The sequence below is a fragment of the Mesorhizobium sp. WSM4819 genome (genome assembly GCF_055811215.1).
This window is the reverse complement of sequence record NZ_JBVVQO010000053.1, coordinates 1-17,743: the sequence shown is the minus strand read 5'-3', so window position 1 is coordinate 17,743 and position 17,743 is coordinate 1. Positions and strand designations below refer to the sequence as shown.

14 protein-coding genes and 3 pseudogenes are annotated in these 17,743 nt (G+C 58.4%); 13 read left to right on the top strand and 4 right to left on the bottom strand.

The window, feature by feature from the left end; all coding sequences use genetic code 11:
• Nucleotides 1-39 precede the first annotated feature (39 nt).
• Nucleotides 40-341: pseudogene (locus tag AC0L18_RS30155) on the bottom strand (DDE-type integrase/transposase/recombinase); the annotation flags it as partial.
• 122 nt (nt 342-463) lie between these two features.
• Between AC0L18_RS30155 and AC0L18_RS30150 the strand changes: the two are divergent.
• From AC0L18_RS30150 to AC0L18_RS30140, 3 genes are all read left to right on the top strand, one after another.
• Nucleotides 464-928, top strand: coding sequence for a TolC family protein (locus AC0L18_RS30150; protein WP_473495412.1), 465 nt, complete (start codon nt 464-466; stop codon nt 926-928).
• 326 nt (nt 929-1,254) lie between these two features.
• A complete protein-coding gene (locus AC0L18_RS30145; protein ID WP_473495411.1) occupies nt 1,255-3,171 on the top strand; it encodes an acyltransferase family protein in 1,917 nt (638 codons plus the stop codon).
• 61 nt (nt 3,172-3,232) lie between these two features.
• Complete coding sequence (locus AC0L18_RS30140) at nt 3,233-3,388, top strand: hypothetical protein (RefSeq protein WP_473495410.1); 156 nt, start codon at nt 3,233-3,235, stop codon at nt 3,386-3,388.
• A 582-nt stretch (nt 3,389-3,970) separates the two neighbouring features.
• Here the strand turns inward: AC0L18_RS30140 and AC0L18_RS30135 are convergent.
• Nucleotides 3,971-4,306, bottom strand: coding sequence for a Fic family protein (locus AC0L18_RS30135; protein WP_473495409.1), 336 nt, complete (start codon nt 4,304-4,306; stop codon nt 3,971-3,973).
• A gap of 776 nt (nt 4,307-5,082) precedes the next feature.
• Between AC0L18_RS30135 and AC0L18_RS30130 the strand changes: the two genes are divergently transcribed.
• The 4 genes from AC0L18_RS30130 (at nt 5,083) to AC0L18_RS30115 (ending at nt 8,600) form a co-directional block, all read left to right on the top strand.
• The gene (locus AC0L18_RS30130; RefSeq protein WP_473495408.1) at nt 5,083-5,358 is read left to right on the top strand and encodes an acyl carrier protein; all 276 of its coding nucleotides are present in this window, start codon (nt 5,083-5,085) and stop codon (nt 5,356-5,358) included.
• Nucleotides 5,359-6,567 (top strand): beta-ketoacyl-[acyl-carrier-protein] synthase family protein, encoded by a 1,209-nt coding sequence (locus tag AC0L18_RS30125; protein WP_473495407.1) that lies wholly within the window; start codon nt 5,359-5,361, stop codon nt 6,565-6,567. It abuts the gene before it with no gap.
• Between the two features lie 230 nt (nt 6,568-6,797).
• A complete protein-coding gene (gene fabG, locus AC0L18_RS30120; RefSeq protein ID WP_473495406.1) occupies nt 6,798-7,535 on the top strand; it encodes a 3-oxoacyl-[acyl-carrier-protein] reductase in 738 nt (245 codons plus the stop codon).
• Nucleotides 7,536-8,009: 474 nt separating this feature from the next.
• Nucleotides 8,010-8,600, top strand: a complete 591-nt coding sequence (locus tag AC0L18_RS30115) for a NodA family N-acyltransferase (protein WP_473495431.1) — start codon at nt 8,010-8,012, stop codon at nt 8,598-8,600.
• A 10-nt stretch (nt 8,601-8,610) separates the two neighbouring features.
• On the opposite strand, the pseudogene AC0L18_RS30110 reads toward AC0L18_RS30115, so the two are convergent.
• Nucleotides 8,611-9,401, bottom strand: a pseudogene (locus AC0L18_RS30110) (nicotinate-nucleotide diphosphorylase); the annotation flags it as partial.
• Nucleotides 9,402-9,870: 469 nt separating this feature from the next.
• On the opposite strand from AC0L18_RS30110, the gene AC0L18_RS30105 reads away from it, so the two are divergent.
• The 3 genes from AC0L18_RS30105 (at nt 9,871) to AC0L18_RS30095 (ending at nt 13,145) form a co-directional block, all read left to right on the top strand.
• Nucleotides 9,871-10,860 carry a nodulation protein NodZ gene (locus AC0L18_RS30105; protein ID WP_473495405.1) on the top strand — a complete coding sequence of 330 codons (990 nt, stop codon included), beginning with the start codon at nt 9,871-9,873 and terminating at the stop codon, nt 10,858-10,860.
• A 142-nt stretch (nt 10,861-11,002) separates the two neighbouring features.
• Nucleotides 11,003-12,100: a GDP-mannose 4,6-dehydratase gene (gene gmd / locus AC0L18_RS30100; RefSeq protein ID WP_473495404.1), complete on the top strand. Its 1,098-nt coding sequence runs from the start codon at nt 11,003-11,005 to the stop codon at nt 12,098-12,100.
• Between the two features lie 91 nt (nt 12,101-12,191).
• On the top strand, nt 12,192-13,145 hold the full coding sequence (locus AC0L18_RS30095) for a GDP-L-fucose synthase family protein (protein WP_473495403.1): 954 nt from the start codon (nt 12,192-12,194) through the stop codon (nt 13,143-13,145).
• Between the two features lie 1,743 nt (nt 13,146-14,888).
• Here the strand turns inward: AC0L18_RS30095 and AC0L18_RS30090 are convergent.
• A complete protein-coding gene (locus AC0L18_RS30090; RefSeq protein WP_473458568.1) occupies nt 14,889-15,062 on the bottom strand; it encodes a hypothetical protein in 174 nt (57 codons plus the stop codon).
• On the opposite strand from AC0L18_RS30090, the pseudogene AC0L18_RS30085 reads away from it, so the two are divergent.
• The 3 genes and pseudogenes from AC0L18_RS30085 to AC0L18_RS30075 all read left to right on the top strand — a co-directional run.
• Nucleotides 15,006-15,159 (top strand): annotated as a pseudogene (locus AC0L18_RS30085) (SAM-dependent methyltransferase); the annotation flags it as partial. The gene AC0L18_RS30090 and the pseudogene AC0L18_RS30085 overlap by 57 nt on opposite strands.
• A gap of 198 nt (nt 15,160-15,357) precedes the next feature.
• Nucleotides 15,358-16,536, top strand: a complete 1,179-nt coding sequence (locus AC0L18_RS30080) for an efflux RND transporter periplasmic adaptor subunit (protein ID WP_473495402.1) — start codon at nt 15,358-15,360, stop codon at nt 16,534-16,536.
• A 2-nt stretch (nt 16,537-16,538) separates the two neighbouring features.
• Nucleotides 16,539-17,743: efflux RND transporter permease subunit (locus tag AC0L18_RS30075; protein WP_473495401.1), on the top strand; the 1,205-nt coding region annotated here is incomplete at its 3' end.

Here is a 17,743-nt window from a genome sequence, read left to right as displayed (position 1 = left end):
CGTGCTTCTGGTTACAACGAGACGCTTTCGCGCCGATGATCATGCTGCAAGGATTTCGAACTGCTCGGCGATCGAGGGACGTAGATTATGGCGAACCTCGCCTGCCGTTACGCATCATGTGAACCATCTCGATGCCGGAAAGGACGGCATCGGCACTCGCCATCGACTTGAAGCCGAGCATCGACCGAGTGCGGCGCTTGATGCGCCGATGGTCCTGATCCGATTATTGAGGTACTTGCTCTTGCGGAGCGGATCGGCTTCAGCGCTGGTCGCGATCGATTCCGCAGGCGGTGTTCGGCGTCGCAGGAAATGATCGCCTCATGATTGGTCGGGCTGACGTCGAGTGCGAGGTTCTCGTCAAGTCACTCGCCCGACTTACTGGCGGTGACGAGCCTCACGTCCGCGATATTCTGGCGATGGGCAGGCAAGGGTTACCGCGCCGAGGATCCTCAAGCTATCCGCTGTGCCTGCCGACGCCTTACGGCAGCGCCCCGACATCGACGCCCTTGAGCTCGAGGTCGCTGCATCGCTCGCCGAGATCGGCGCGGCAAAAGCCGATCTCTATCCGAGCCTCAGCCTCGGCGGCTCGGTCAAGATCGACGGTTCATCGCTGATGGGAACCTCTCTGCCCTGGTCCTTCGGCCCGGCCGTCTCGATCCCGCTTTTTGACGGTGGCTCGCGCCGGGCGGCAGTGGGCAGCGCGGCAGCCGCATATAAGGTGGCGGTGGCCGCCTACAAATCAGGTGTGCTGGACGCGGTCGCCGAAGTCGAGACCGCACTCGTGCGGATTGACAGAACGCGACGGCAGATCGGCGACGCCAGTATCGCGGCGCGCAACTACCGCGCCTACTTCAAAGCCGTGGATTCGAACTGGAAGCCCGATTTGGCGAACGCGCGTGGCGGGCGCCTTTGGCTCGACGTTTTGTGAAGGGCAAAAACTTACGGTGACGGCAAGCAGTCGGCAACCTCGCCGAATGCCATCAGAGCTTGTGCAAGAGATCCATAGCCTGGATGTATGGCATTCAACCAATCGATTTTACGAATTTGCGAGCATGCTCCATTAGAAGAACAACAATTGACCGAAAGCAAGTACGCCGACACCTTCTGCCGGCAACTTTCTTACTTATGTTATGGGCGAGTGCGGCATATCGGCCGAATTCGATCCAGCGGATGATCTAGAAGGGCACCATTTTAACATCGTTGGTGCGAGGCCTCAGTTCATCCAATCAAACCAGGAATTTCATCAGGTCTTCTATGCCGCGAGACTTTCGATCCGATGTCCAGGCCTTGCGGGGTCTATCTGTCCTGCTGGTTGTCCTTTATCATACCCAAATCGCGCCGTTTGGTTATCTCGGCGTTGATATTTTCTTCGTAATTTCGGGCTTTCTGATCACCGGCCTCATCGCGACCCAGCTTGAGCAGTCACGGTTCAGCTATTGGGAATTCTATTATCGTCGTGCGAAGCGCCTGTTGCCCGCGGCCTATGTGGTCATTGCGCTCACGACGATCGCTGCCCCCTTTTTCCTGTCGGATGTGGGCCTGCGGGACTTCAGAAGTCAGGTCCTCGGGGCGCTCACATTCACCGGCAACATCGTTCTCTGGTCTCAGGCGGACTATTTCGGCGAATCCGCCGAAACGAAGCCTCTCCTGCATTTCTGGTCGCTCGCTGTCGAAGAACAGTGTTATCTGCTGCTTCCTGCTTTCTTGGCCTTGGCTCCCAAGAGATGGCGGCTCACAGCGGTTAGTTTGCTCCTGGTTGCCAGTCTGGCACTGTGTCTCTACGTGGCCATTCGTCACCCATACGCTGCATTTTATCTTTTGCCGACCCGCTTTTGGGAAATAGCGATTGGTTCGCTCGGGGCATTGCTTCCCGCCAGCGCTCGCGTGGCGGCCAAGTTTGCGGCGCTGCGCCTCCCGGCGCTCGTGCTTATCCTCCTTATTCCCATTGGACTTAGTTCGCAGAACCCGATCGTGGATGCCGCTTTGGTTTGCTTGGCAACCCTGATCCTCCTGCTGTCGCCCAGCAGGGATAATGTGGCGGTTCGAAGCATGGCAAGGATCGGGGATATCTCGTACTCGCTCTATCTGGTCCATTGGCCGGTGCTTGTATATGTGCGGGCTGCTTGGCTGGCAGAGCCTCCCGCGCTTGCAATCTATGCGGCAGTTGCCTTCTCAGTTGTAGCCAGCTTAGTTCTTCACCGTTTCGTGGAAAAGCCGTTCCGGCAGGGATTCGTCGCATCTCGTGGACGGATGGCCTCAGGACTCGTTGCCGCAACGGTTCTTCTCGGCTTCGCACGGCCAGTCGACATTGGCGCAGCCGAAAGTAGGGTTGGCTTTTCCGAGAGCCGACGGATCAATTACGGCCTGGGAAGGGCATGTGATCTCACATCTGGATCGCCTCCCCAGGGCATTCCCGAGGCCTGTCAGACGACGGGCAGGCCCGAAATGCTGGTTTGGGGCGATTCATTTGCCATGGCACTGGTTCCCGGCTTGGCCAAAACGATCGGAGAGGCCGGCCTGGCTCAGCTCACAATGAGCGGGTGCTTCCCCGCCATCGGCGTTGCTGCCTTCTCCAAGCGCGCAGCGTCTCCCTCCTTCGCCGAGGACTGTATTCGCTTCAATGACAGTGTTTTGGGTATCCTGAAAAATCGGCCGGGGATAAGGACCGTTGTCATTTCGAGCCCATTTGACGCCCCTGATTCAAAAGACTTCATGCTCCTTAAGAGGCGTGACGGGACATTCACGGAAGTTGAAACTTCGGTAGACGGAGCCGTTGATGGTATCAAGTCCCTCGTCGACGCCGTTCGCGCTTTGGGCAGGCGAGTGGTCGTAGTTGCTCCCCCGCCAGTCGCAAGCTTCGATATCGGCGATTGCCTTGAGCGAAAGGTGAGGGGAAATCTTATGCTCGGGCGGCACAGTGACTGCGAAATTTACGTCACCGATTACCGCCGGATGCGATCCCGCACTCTTGAGCTCTTGAACCAGGTGGCTTTGAAAGCTGACGTAGAGGTTGTCTCTTACCACGACTTTCTCTGCGACGACACAAAATGCAGAACCGAGATCGATGGCAAATTCCTCTACCGGGACAGCGGCCATCTTTCCTATGAAGGATCAGAAATCATCGCTCGAAAGACAAGTCTTGCTGAGAGGCTGATCAGGGCTGCTCGCTAGAGCGAATCTTTTAGGCGGAGTGAACCGCGAGCACTTTCGCGTGGCTCGCAATGAAAAGCGCATGATGATTTCGGACGCCCGCCGCGCCGACCTGAAAGCGAACGAGGCGACGGCCCGCAAGGCTGCCAAGTGGAACGCGTTCCCGCACGGCGCTGATGATGAGCCGATCCGTTCCGGAGATCCGGCCGCAATGCAGCGGATTGTTACCCAGCATTGAGGAATTGGGGCGCTCTGCCAACGCCATAAGCAGCTCTTGGACTTGCCGGTCTGCCGGATCATGTCGACGGTGCCGACGTCATCGTCGGTTCAGCCGGTTCGGAGCCGCCTCAAGAACATGGAAACCTCTATCATCAGACAAAGGCGCAGACATAGAAATTGACACCGTAAGCTCCCCCGGCTCCTTCAGTGTCATCATCTCTCGCCCATCGTCTCATGCCACGCAGATGAGATCGCGCCTGCTTCTGTTGTCCCATTCCATTGTCAGGATCAGAATCAGAAAGGGGTGACTTGCTTTTCATACGTTTGAAACAATCAGTTCATAAATAATTATGACGGTTTATATCTTTGCTATATAATATCAATATACATGTGTACAAAATGTCTTTGACAATTATATATCTATTGAGAGTTAACTGGAGAATGCAGTCGTTTAGACCAGGATTGGCATTTAATTGAAAATACCGAAGTTCGGATTCAAATTAGATGCAATCGAATGGAGGGTGATATGCTAGCGCTCGGATATGTCGCCGACGTGTTGGGGCTGCCCGTCAAAGAGGTGGCGCCACACGCCAGACACGCTTCAGGTTGGAAGCGTAGAAATAGCGGCAAGCCGTAAATCGTGTCCTTGGCATGAGTCCAGTATCGCGGCCGAGACAGGAAACACCACTCCCGGCGGGTTGAAGCGGCGCATGGCAAGCACGTGGTGGATCAGGTTGCAGTGAATGCGGCCGTTGCCGTCCCCGAAAAAAGGATGGATGTTGACAAGGCCGAAGGCGAGGATCGCGGCGGCGATGACAGCGTCAACTTTTTTGCGATGGGCCTTGAAACGCAACTCCAGAAACAACTTTCCTAGATTTGAGGCGTTGCAAGGCAAAACATTGACGGCGCTAATCGTCGACCAAGCTGATCCGAGCATCGGTTCCTGCTTGGTCTAGCGCCCTAGGTGACGCCATGGTCAGCCAGCGCTCTAGCCGACCTTAAGGTCGTGTCCCACCGCGTGGTGTAGGTCGGCGGTAGCGAAGCCGCTCGCGAGCGCAAACCTTTTCCGACCGGCTCCGTTCCAAAAAGGGGGCGGCATTGCTGCCGCCCTTTGAGATTGGTGAGAGGCGCAGACCTTAGAAACCCATACCACCCATGCCGCCCGTGCCGACGCCGCGATGCAGCCCTGAAAGTGTCGAGCGAATCGATGGTGTTCGGAAGCTCGACCCACAGGATGAATCCACCCTGCGGATCGGTAACCTTTGTGCATTCCGCGACCGCCAGCGCGCTTCGTCGCACCGTAGAGAGCGAGTGTGAGGCGCTGAGCATCTAGTAGCGCCCGATACGTGCCGAGCTTTTGCGTGGAGCCATGCGGGATGTCTCCTGTCGCATTATCTCCCGCAACCAGAGGCTTGCCGGTCCATTGGAATGTATCTCTATCCACAGGGTGGATGCATCTCATCGAAACAAACGATTTTATCAATCTTCCGGAATCTCGCATTGACAGCACCTCACACGCCCTGATCGCCCGCTACCCTTATCGTGTGACGACTGCGAAAAAAGAGCCCGAAAGGGAAATTTCCATGAGCTCAGACGCGCTCCGATTGCTGTTGGTGAGTGGCACAAGCCTGGTCAGGGACGATTTTCGCGACGTGACTGGCAGAGGCATGGCGCCGCACCACGTCAAAAGGCATTGCTATGGAAAGGAACAGAATGGCTGATCAACTTGCAACGGAAATCATTGCCACGATCAAGAACCGCGTCGAATCGGAGAGCGGCGAGAGTGTGTCCATCATCGGCGAAATAACGACTGCCACGGAACTGACCTCGCTCGGAATCGATTCGCTGGGTCTGGCGGATCTCCTCTGGGATGTGGAGCAGGCCTACGGCATCAAGATCGACATGAACGCAGCCGACGCCTGGTCGAATCTCCAAAGTGTCGGCGACATGGTGGAAGCCGTCCGCGGCTTGCTAAGCAAGGCGGCTTGAATGGATCGGCGTGTCGTCATCACCGGACTAGGCGGGCTGTGCGGCCTGGGCACTGATGCCGCCTCCATCTGGACAGGAATGCGTGAAGGGCGCTCCGCCATCGGCCCGATCGTGACTCCCGAGCTTCATGGGCTTGAGGGCCATATAGGTGCCGAGATCAAGGAGCTACCCGCCCATGACATCGAACGCAGCCAGTCCGTCTCGATGGACCGATTCAGCTTGCTCGCGGTGCTTGCAGCGCGCGAAGCGATGCGGCAAGCCGGACTTTCCTTCTATGAAGAAAACGCTCATCGCTTCGGCACGGCAGTGGGCGTCTGCGGTTGGGGCTGGGGAGCCATGGAAGGGAGCTATCGTGTCCTGGACTTCAACAACGGCAGACGTGCTCCCATCCTCACTGCACCTAAGGTGCTACCGAGCGCCGCTGCCAGCCAAGTCAGCATGAACCTCGGCCTGCGTGGTCCGGTCTTTGGCCTCGCATCAGCATGCGCGTCGGCCAACCACGCAATCGCTTCTGCAGTGGATCAGATCAAGCTCGGCCGGGCCGACGTTATGGTTGCCGGAGGCAGTGACGCGCCACTCGTCTGGCTCGTGATGAAGGGCTGGGAAGCACTGCGCGTACTTGCCCCGGACACCTGCCGCCCCTTCTCCGGCGACAGGAAGGGCGTGGTGCTGGGCGAGGGCGCGGGGATGGCCGTGCTGGAGAGCTATGAGCACGCAAGCGCGCGCGGCGCTACGATACTTGCCGAGGTCGCGGGCATCGGTTTTTCCGGCGATGCTTTTCACATAGTCGCGCCATCTATCGAAGGCCCGGAAACAGCGATACGCGCCTGTCTTGCCGATGCCGGACTGAATCCCGAGGACGTGGACTACCTGAACGCACATGGCACCGGCACCAAGGCCAACGACGAAACCGAAACGGCGGCGATCAAGCGCGTCTTCGGCCACCATGCTTACTCGATGTCAATCTCCTCCACCAAGTCCACCCACGCGCACTGCCTCGGTGCAGCGAGCGCGCTTGAAATGATCGCCTGTGTGATGGCGATCCAAGAGGGCGTCGTACCGCCGACGGCCAATTATCGCGAGCCAGATCCCCTTTGCGATCTCGATGTCACGCCCAACGTGCCGCGCGAGCGTAAGGTGCGTGTGGCGATGAGCAACGCGTTTGCTATGGGCGGTATGAATGCAGTTCTAGCGTTCAAGCAGGTGTAGAAGCCATACGAGATGCCTCCAGGAACTCTATCTCTGGTATCCGGGGTCCGCTTTTTGCAAAATTCTCAACTGTTGAGGCGACTTGGACGGTACCGCTACCCGGAAGGTTAAGCGAGGCCCTTCGAGTCGGCTCGAGGACCTGTCCAAAAATGTACCCGATAATGTCTGGAAGGCGCAGGGCGCCAGTGACCGCTTCCGTGCGAAGCCGGTCTTAGAAAGGGAATCGATAAATGTTCGATCTGACCGGCCGCAAGGCGCTTGTCACAGGCGCATCGGGAGGCATCGGCGAGGCGATCGCCCGAGTGCTGCATGCGCAGGGCGCCGTCGTCGGCCTGCACGGCACCCGTGTCGAGAAGCTGGAGACGCTGGCGATTGAGCTCGGCGATCGGGTCAAGCTGTTCCCGGCGAACCTTTCCAATCGCGACGAGGTCAAGGCGCTTGGCCAGAAGGTCGAGGCCGATCTCGAAGGCGTCGACATTCTCGTCAACAATGCCGGCATCACCAAGGACGGGCTGTTCGTACGCATGGCGGACGCCGACTGGGATTCGGTGCTCGAGGTCAATCTGACCGCGGTGTTCCGGCTGACCCGCGAACTGACCCATCCGATGATGCGGCGCCGGCATGGCCGCATCATCAACATCACCTCTGTGGTTGGCGTCACCGGCAATCCTGGCCAAACCAACTACTGCGCCTCCAAGGCCGGCATGATCGGCTTTTCCAAGTCGCTGGCGCAGGAGATCGCCACGCGCAACATCACCGTCAACTGCGTCGCCCCGGGCTTCATCGAATCGGCGATGACCGACAAGCTCAACGACAAGCAGAAAGAGGCGATCATGGCGGCGATTCCGACACGGCGCATGGGCACCAGCGCCGAAGTCGCCTCCGCCGTCGCCTACCTCGCTTCCAACGAAGCCGCCTATGTCACCGGCCAGACCATTCATGTGAACGGCGGCATGGCAATGATTTAGCGTGAAAAGTTCAGTGCGGCCCGATGACGGCTATCAACAGTGGGGGAAGGTTCGCACCCATAGCAGTCGGTTGGTCTGGCAACTGACGAACGGGTCGGTCGGGCTACTGGCCGGGTCGAAGCCTCCTGATCAAGGCCGGGCGGAGATTTAGATCAAGTTCTTTGAAACGCATGTCTTTTCCTATCCATAGCTTGGATGCATTAATCCAAAGAAACGATTTTGCCAATTCCGCAGAACGTCGCATAGGAAGATTTAAAAGATGTAAGCCAAAAGGTAGTTATCGAATTTTTGCATTGGTTCAGAGCAGTATTATTCTGGTGTGCGCCTTCCGGTGTGCTCGGAACACAACGGGGCCGCATGTTCATTGCGGCTAGTTTCTTCGGTGCGCCAGCTACATCGAGCCGGCTCGATTCGACAAGCGTCCCCCTGCTAGGCGCTTCCCCAACAAAATAGCAACAAAAGATGAGGTTTTCCATGTGCTCTGACGTGCGGTGGAGGTTGTGCTGGGAAAATGAGTTGCAACAGGCCGACCATGTCGAACTCTCCGAGTTTTTCCGAAAGACCTACGGACCGACTGGGGCCTTCAACTCAGAGCCATTCGAAGGCGGCCGTAGCTGGGCCGGTGCGAGGCCGGAGCTCCGCGCAATCAGCTACGACGCGCACGGCGTAGCGGCTCATATCGGGATACTACGTCGCTTCATCAAGGTTGACGAGGTCGAGCTCCTAGTGGCCGACCTGGGGTTGTACGGGGTGCGTCCGGATCTTGAGGGACAAGGGATCAGTCATTCAATGAGCGTTCTATATCCAGTAATGCAGCAGCTTGGGGTTCCATTCGCTTTCGGCACCGTTCGGCACGCGATGCGGAACCATATGGAAAGGTTCTGCAGAGGCGGCCTGGCGGCGATTGTGTCGGGCGTTCGCGTGCGGTCCACTCTCGCAGATGTGTATCTCGACCTGCCGCCCACGCGCGTCGAGGACGTGCTCGTCGTGGTTGTGCCGATTGGACGCTCGATGAGCGAGTGGCCATCCGGCACCCTGATCGTTCGGAACGGTCCGGAGCTATGAACATCTTGAAGTGCCGGGTGATGGCGCCGGCGCCGAGCACGAGACCGATGTCGAGAATGGGCGCGCTGCGGGTAAGCCAGCCACGATATGAGGTCCACGCCGGTCGCCGCAATTGCCGGGGCGCTCGCCCGCGCTACTCGGGCCCCGAGGCCTCGGTGATCGCGCGGCGCCGGACATAGGCACAGCCTGCGCAAGCTCCTCGACCGACATGTTGTCGAGGAGCAAGGCGTCGACGCCCACTGTAAGGGCTCTCTCCAACTGGTCCAGCCTGTCCACCTCTACCTCGATCTTGACGATGTGGCCTGTGGCGCTACGCGCCCGCTCGATTGCGGTGCGGATGTCGCCGGCAATGGCGATGTGGTTGTCCTTGATGAGCACCGCGTCGTCGAGCGCGAAGCGGTGATTGGCGCCTGACCGCATATCGCTTCGACAAACGCGGCCGTAGCCGTAGCAGTGCCGCTCAGACCGCACAGAAAATTGAGCGCGGTCCGCTCGGCCGTCAGCAGGCTGCGCGCCGGCCCGTTTACGATCGTATTGGTTTGACCTGCTCGACATCGCTGCCGTCCGGCCGCCGGATTTGCACATCGATTGCTGGATCGCCGAGCAAGAAAGAAAACGCCACAGGTCGAGCCCCGCACCCACCCGCGCTTGGCGCGCGTTAAGCGAAAGGGTGGCTTTGCATCGGCGGCGATAATTGCATCGCTCGTGATATCGCCGGCTCTGCCCAGGTCTTCCAGCAGGGCGGCAGGGGGCGCACGATGGGCTCCATGATGATCTGAGGAAGTGTGCAAGTGAAGTCATGTCAACGGCTCCGTTCGGATGGCGTCGTTGCAGTCGCGCTCATGGCCGGCTGACTTGGGTCATGCTGCGTGCTGCCGCCGTAAGGTTCCGCTGGGATTAGCAGTGACGCACAACGAGAGGGTTCAGGTCAACGCCCTGGAACCCATGTCCACTAGCCATCCATCACGTGGATGCGTTTCATCGAAACAGACGATTTTACGGATGTTGCGGCACGTTGCATAGAATGAATTCAAAGGATGTAAGCCTTTAGGGAAAGTCGTTGATGTTTGCGTTGGCTCTGAAGAGCATTTTCTGGCGTGCGCCGAATACCAGCCTAGGCGCGTGTCCATCGCGGCGAGGCACTTCCGCGATCGACGCAAGCTACATCGCATTGGCGCAGCACGACAAGCTCCCCCGAATTGCGCAGGCGCTTGCCTCAAAGGCAGCAGCAAAGCTGAGGTTTGTGGTGTTTTGGAAAGAGGCAATTTAAATGCTTGTTGATGGCTCAAGGATAGATCGGTTCGTTGTTTCTCGACGGCGCGAGGGTCTCGGTGATTGCCTGTGGTCTCTCGCGTCGGCATGGGACTACGCACATCGGACGGGACGGGCTTTAGCAATAGATTGGCGCGGCTCTTGTTACCTCGACAACCCGTTTGCGAATGCCTTTCCGGCTTTCTTCAAGCCAATTGAAGAGATCGGTGGTGTACGGGTCATTTGCGATGACGAGATCAACCACGTCTCATTCCCCGGTCCCTTCTTCCCGTCGTGGTGGAACAAGCCATCCATCGACTGCGTGTACCGTCCGGATGAACAGATTTTCCAAGAACGTGACGAGCTTAACGATCTTTTCCAAGCCCAGGATGATTGTGAAGCCAACACGGTAGTGTGTGATGCTTGCTTGATGTGGCGCTGCGATGAGCAAGCCGAGCGAACGATATTTCGGAGCATCAGACCGAGGGTCGAAATTGAGGATCGGATTGAAGCGCTCTACCAGGAACACTTTGCCGGGCACAGCATAATCGGGGTCCATGTCCGCCACGGCAACGGCGGAGATATTATGGATCACGCACCTTACTGGGCTGATCCAAAGGTTGCCTTAGAGCAGGTATGCACTGCCATTCGTATGGCCAAAGCGCAACCGCATCCAAGGCCTGTAAGGGTGTTCTTGTGTACAGACAGCGCCCAGGTTGTTGATCACTTGTCGGGCGTATTTCCCGAACTTTTCACCGTCCCAAAACGCTTCCAAGCGGATCAGGCCGGCCCTTTAAACAGTGCAGCACTGGGCACTGACGGGGGTATTTCCGCTCTCGTTGAGATGTATCTCCTTGGTAGGTGCGATACTGTAATTCGCTTTCCTCCGACTAGCGCCTTCTCCCGCTATGCCCGCCTCTTCGTGCCACGAATTGTCGAATTCGATCTGAATGACCCGCGTCGTTTGATCTTGATTGATAACTCTTTCGACCGTTCCCCGGCCCCATGAAGGGGTTGGCATCCCGCTCGAACTCTCCCTTGCCTTCGCGCAGAGGCCCCGTTCGCCCTGCCCAATGCGCCCCTTTCTCGCCACGCAATCCCGCCGCAGGCGAGCATTTTCTTCGGCGCGTAAAAATCAAAAGGATTCAAGCTTGTCAAAGAAAAAAGTCGCTTTAATCACCGGGGTCACGGGGCAAGACGGTTCCTACCTCGCAGAATTGCTTTTGGAAAAGGGCTATTCTGTGCATGGGATAAAAAGACGATCGTCCCTTTTCAATACGGGCCGTATAGACCATCTCTATCATGATCCTCATGAAAGTGGCGTTGATCTTACACTTCATCACGGGGACTTGACAGACTCGTCCAGCCTTACGCGCGTCATCCAACTGGTTCAGCCGGACGAAATTTACAATCTGGCAGCTCAGAGCCACGTTGCAGTCTCCTTTGAACAACCAGAATACACCGCGAACTCGGACGCGTTGGGTGCGCTGCGTATCCTCGAGGCAATTCGGATCCTGGGGCTCGTCGAGCATACGCGCTACTACCAAGCCTCGACGTCTGAGCTCTACGGGCTGGTGCAGGAAACGCCACAGACCGAGACGACACCGTTCTACCCCCGATCACCCTACGCTGTTGCCAAATTGTATGCTCACTGGATCACCGTAAATTATCGAGAAGCTTACAATTTGTACGCATGTAACGGCATTTTATTTAATCATGAGTCACCCGCGCGCGGAGAAACATTTGTAACGCGTAAAATCACACGCGCCCTGGCTCGGATTAAGCTTGGAATGCAGCCGACTCTATTCTTGGGCAACCTTGATGCTCGTCGCGATTGGGGGCACGCTCGAGACTACGTCCAGATGCAGTGGTTGATGCTGCAGCAGGAGCAAGCTGAAGACTTTGTGATCGCTAGCGGTGAGCAACATTCGGTGCGCGAATTTGTCACCGTCGCGGCCGCTGAACTCGGCATTGGTGTTCGTTGGGTTGGGGAAGGGGTCGATGAAGAGGGATACGATGCAAAGACGGGAGCTTTGATCGTAAAAGTAGATCCCCGTTATTTTCGTCCTGCAGAAGTCGAGACACTTCTCGGCGATGCCCGCAAGGCCAAAGAAAAACTTGGGTGGGAGCCTAAAATCTCCTTCATTGAATTGATTAGGGAGATGGTTCGGGAAGATTTGCGCATGGCAGAGCGTGACGCAGTGCTGATGACGCAGGGTTATTATTCATACAGTCCACGAGAGTTATGATGACAACGGCGGCGCCATGCTGGCTTGTTATCCGCGTTACGGTGGCCTTCTTATGGAGCGTCCATAGCGTTATCACATGGGAAACAAAAAGATGAAGAAAGTCTATGTGGCAGGCCATCGCGGCCTTGTTGGATCCGCCACAATGAGTGCCCTCGAGGCGTTAGGATCGTATGAGATAATAACACGTACTCACGACCAACTGGATCTATTTGACCGGACCGAGACGCGCAGGTTCTTCATGTCGCAGCGGCCCGATTACGTCATTATGTGCGCCGCAACGGTTGGTGGTATACTGGCGAACGCTAGCTCTCCTGTCGATTTCCTTCATAACAACCTCGCGATCCAACTCAGTGTTTTTGATGCCGCTTACGCTTCCGGCGTCGAACGGATGATTTTTCTTGGCTCCTCATGTATCTATCCACGCGACTGTCCGCAGCCGATACGGGAGGAATACCTTCTGACCGGTCCGCTTGAAGCGACGAATCGTCCCTTCGCTTTGGCAAAAATCGCAGGAGTCGAATCATGCTGGTCTTTTAACCGGCAGTACCAGACGCGCTATCTCGCGTTGATGCCGACCAGCTTATATGGTCCCGGCGACAATTATCACCCCGAAAAATGCCACGTTTTGCCTGCTCTGATACGCCGTTTTCATCAAGCTAAAATAAACGGCGACTCCTCGGTGGGGGTCTGGGGATCCGGAAACCCTCGGCGAGAGTTTATGTATTCGTCGGATGTAGGCGATGCCATTGCGTTCCTGCTTGGCCTGCCAGATTCGGATTTTGACGCCTTGACAGCCGCCGACACTGCGCCCCTGATTAATGTTGGCGTTGGCGAGGATGTCACAATTCGAGAGGTGGCGGAACTCGTCAAGGCGGCGATCTGCTGGGAGGGCAATCTGGTATTCGACACGACGAAGCCAGACGGTACTCCGCGCAAGTTACTGGACGTAACGCGCTTGCGTAAGCTTGGCTGGAAAGCCAAAACGTCTCTTGGTGCCGGGTTGAAAGCGACGTATGAGGATTTTCTTCGCCTTCATGGGGCTTGATGTGGATGCGCGCATCCTGGTTGGACTGCATGTCCGACCGGGTGCAAGTTTGTTCAGTCAGGCCAAACAGAAGAGAGGGACGCATACATCCGAGGCGGCCGCAATATTGGCCTGTGCTAACGGTGCAAACCGGACCTCTCTGCGACCGGCGGTGCTGAGGACCACCCAAAAGCTTGCCCAGGGCCGCATAACGGGCTGCACCTGGAACGGCTGTGCGTGAGCGCCGTCGACTCAAGCCGCCAGTTAGAACTGCTCGACCTCACGGGAGTCGCTGCTTAGGAACCTGCCGTCGATACGAACGCCAACCGGGGCCCCGCCATGCCTCGGGGCAGGCCTTATCCAAGGCGGTGCATGCGGTAATGGCGGACGTGGACGTATGCTTTTCAACTCGCGCTTAACCGCAGGCGGGATCGGGTCCTGGATCGTGTCCCCCCTAGGTGGTGTAGCTGACGGACTGCGCTTCGGCCAACATCTCCCTTTGTCCGTCATGGCATTGCGGCCATTGCTGAGGCGGTGAACCACAGTCACAGTCATCGTTAGCGTGCTGGCGTCGTAATAAGCTGGCGAGTGTGGTTCGATGTGAGCGGTCGCGGCTGCACGGGATCACGGTCCCAGTGAACAGCATGACGCTTTCCTCCCCTTGTATACGCAAAAGCGTGATCTGCTCTTTCAAGCGTTCCTGGTTCGGCCAGGGTCGGCTTTCGGTGCAATTATGGCATGGCCTCCCATCTACGAGCGATCCGGTCGGGACTGCTCTGTCTTCGAACGAGAGAGGACCGCCGCGCTCCCTTCGAAGTTGACCTCCGCCTTATGGCCGTGACCTCCGACCCGCGTAGCGCGCAGCCGGTTCCGTGGTTGCACGCTCGTCGTTCTCCACCATGGTCAGCCGCATCCGGCGCAGCTGGTGATATTCTGCCTCCATCGGTCGTGCCCTGCCCAACACAGCGACCGGGCAACCCGGCATATGCGGCACAAAATGAGGTGGACGGCCGAACGAACCTGCACCTGTCCACCGCCCGAATTGGAAGCAGCGATCCACGGCATTTCCGCCTCGAGGTCTTTCAGGATTGCGGCTCGCTTCGCGGAGCCGACAAAGGCATCGCGGACCACGCCCATTGGCGTGCGGCGTCTTGTGCTTGGTAGCACCGGTGAAGGGCTGTTCATGGATCAGACTGCGGCGGTCCTCCGGCCACTCCTCCACAAACTCGATCGCATCTGCGAGATCGACAATGCACAGGGTAGGATCCATGCTTGATGAAGACGAGGCTGCTGAATGCCGCGAGCCTCTTCCACCGCGGATCGTCAGCGTCTCAATCGCTGTGTGTGCGGGATTCCCGCCCACCGCAAAGCGTTTGTCGGCCAACGCCACACAGGCGCGGACCCAGCCACGCCCATTTCCGCCTTCGATATGTTTAGGGCGTGGATGGTTGTCATCCGAACAATCAATTTTGCCAATCTTGCCGACCCTATTAGGAGTGTGACCGAAATCAAGTGCCTCGGCCTGCAGGCACGCCCGACGAAGAAGCCTGAGCACCAACCACCTATGCCCATAGGAGTACAGAAGGCAACGATCCGAAGACAGTGGAAATTGGTGCCGGACGTTCCTCCTCATCGGTGTCTATGCGCGCGTCAAACGGACTCTCATTCGCTGAATGGTCCCAGAAGTGCACGAGGTGGGCAACCACACGGTGAAGCGTGGTGGTGTTTTGACATCGGGTCTCACGAACGGCCCCGCTTTCAGAATTAGCGTGCCCGGGTCCCGACGCTATCTCTGACGGCGTTTTGCAGCGTCGGTGATTGCTGACTTAGCGAGGTGTGAATTTGACCCATAAAGTCGATCATGAACTGCTGAATCGAGAAATGGCCGCAGACGATCCATGGCGGCTCGATGGCAATCCGTTCGAGCGGGAGCGCCATACGCAAATTCTCAGGTGTCACTTGCGCAAGGTCCTGTCGCAATGCGCTCGAAGTCGGGTGCGCTGCCGGCGCTTTTACGCAGCGGTTAGCCCCCAATTAAGGGGTTGCCCCGAGTGGGACAAGGTGCCGAGTGTGATGTCGCAGATGAACGGCCGCGCTGGTCCGGCGCGCTTCACGGCGGCCGCATCCTGTCCAGCGAAGTAATAACCCATCAACTTTTCTGCACGCACCCATATCGGCAACGCGCCGAGTTAGAAGACGCGGCCTGGCCGAATACCGCACTGGAAAAACGACGATGCCCAAATACAGGTTTCACAAGCTTGCAGCCATTGTTGTGCTTGTCGGTTTCGCTGCGTGGATGGCGACGGGCGAGTTCTCGTCGGTCGGTAGCGCGGCCGCCGACAAACCCGAGGCGGGGGAGGTCGAGCAGCCAAAGGCGGCCGACGCCGGCAAGGTCAAGCCCGCTGAGGCAGAACAGCCCAAGGCGACCTTGCGCACCGTCGCGACCATAACTCCGCCCAGGCGTATCCATGCGCGCGCCATCCGGATTTCCGGACTGACCGAAGCCGATAAGCGCGCCGTCCTGGCGACTCGCGCCGCCGGCGTCATCGACAAGCTGCCGGTCAAGCAGGGACAGCGCGTCAAGACCGGCGACCTCGTGCTGATGCTGGCCACCGAGGAAAAGCTTTCGGCGGTCAGCAACGCCCAGCAGCTCCTGGTCCAGCGTCAGGCCGAACTCGATGCAGCATTGCGGCTGATGAAAACCGGCAATCTGCCCAAGCTGCAGCTCGATACGGCGCGCTCCAACCTGACGCTGGCCCAGTCGCACCTGGAAGCCGCGCAGGCCGAGCTCGACCGCAACGAGGTGAAGGCGCCGTTCGACGGCGTCATCGACCGGGTGCCGGTGGAGCTTGGCAGTTCCGTGATGCAGGGCGACGAAGTGGCGACCATTTTGAGCCTCGATCCGGTGATCGCCCGCGGCGAGGTCAGCGAACGTGATCTCGGCTATCTGAAGATCGGCGACAAGGCGAATGTACGATTGGTCAGCGGCCAGAAGGTCGAGGGCACCGTGCGCTATATCAGCCGCGACGCCTCGTCCGCCACCCGCACCTTCCGCGTCGAGATCGCAATCCCCAACCCCGAGGGCACCATTCCGGCCGGGATGACCGCCGAGATCGCGCTGAGCGCGCAGCCGACAGACGCAGTCATGCTGCCGCGCTCCGTGGTCACGCTCGGCGACAAGGGCGATCTCGGCATCCGCGCCGTCGACAAGGATAACAAGGTCGTGTTCTTCCCGATCGATCTGGTCGACGATACGCCAGCCGGCCTGGTGCTCGGCGGCATCCCTGCCGATGCGCGCATCATCGTCGCCGGCCAGGAACTGGTGAAGGAAGGCGAAGTGGTCAAACCGGTCGAGGCCGACCAGGCGACCATCCAGAAGCTGCTGGGCGAAGCGACGGCCGGGACGCAGTAATCATGGATATCGTCAAACTCGCAATCAGCAATGCCAGGCTGACCATTTCGGTGCTGGTGTTCCTCATCCTTGCCGGTGCGGTCGCCTACCAGTCGACACCGAAGGAAGCGGAACCCGACGTTCCGATTCCGATGATGTATGTCAGCCTGATCTATCAGGGCATCTCGCCCGAGGATTCGGAACGCCTTCTGCTGCGGCCGATGGAAGCCAAGCTGAAAAGCCTCAAAGGTCTTAAGGAGATGCGTTCGGCCGCCTTCCAGGGCGGCGGCTATGTGATGGTCGAATTCCACCCGCAGACGGATCTGGCTACCGCGTTGCAGGACACGCGCAGCAAGGTCCAGGACGGCAAGGCCGACCTGCCGCAGGCAGCCGAGGAGCCTGTGGTCTCCGAAGTCAACGTCTCCGAGTTCCCCGTCCTTGTCGTGACGCTGTCGGGCGAGGTGCCCGAGCGCGTTCTGACGGCGGCGGCGCGCGAGCTGCGCGACCGCATCGAGGAAGTGCCTGGCGTGCTGAAGGGCTCGCTGCAGGGCGCCCGCGACGAGCTCGTCGAAGTCGTCATCGAACCGATGAAACTGTCGTCCTACGGGCTGCAGCTCGAGCAGCTGATCGGTGCGGTCGGCGATTCCAACAGTGTTGTCGCCGCCGGCAACATCGAAGGGTCCGAGGGAAAATATGCCGTCAAGGTGCCGTCGCTGATCGAAACGCCGCAGGACATGGCGGCGCTGACGATCGTCGCCGGCCCCAATGCGGTGGTGCAGGCCAAGGATATCGCCACCGTCCGCTCCACCTTCAAGGACGCCGAGACGGCGACCCGTCTCGACGGCAAGCCGGCGATCGCCATCGAGGTGAAGAAGCGCATCGAATCCAACCTGATCGACACGATTGCCAAAGTCAGGGAGGTGTCCGACTCCTTCGTCAAGTCGGCGCCGGAAGGCATGCACGTCACCTACACGCAGGACAAGTCGGTCTTCGTCAACCAGTTGCTCGGCGATCTGCAGAACCACGTCATGATTGCCGTGATCCTGGTGTTCATCGTCATTCTCTACGCGCTGTCGGGCCGCGCCTCGCTGCTGATCGGCCTCGCCATTCCATCGTCCTTCCTGATCGGCATCCTGCTGTTGGCCATGATAGGCTACACGATCAACATGATCGTGCTGTTCAGCCTCATCCTGGCGGTCGGCATGCTGGTCGACGACGCCATCATCGT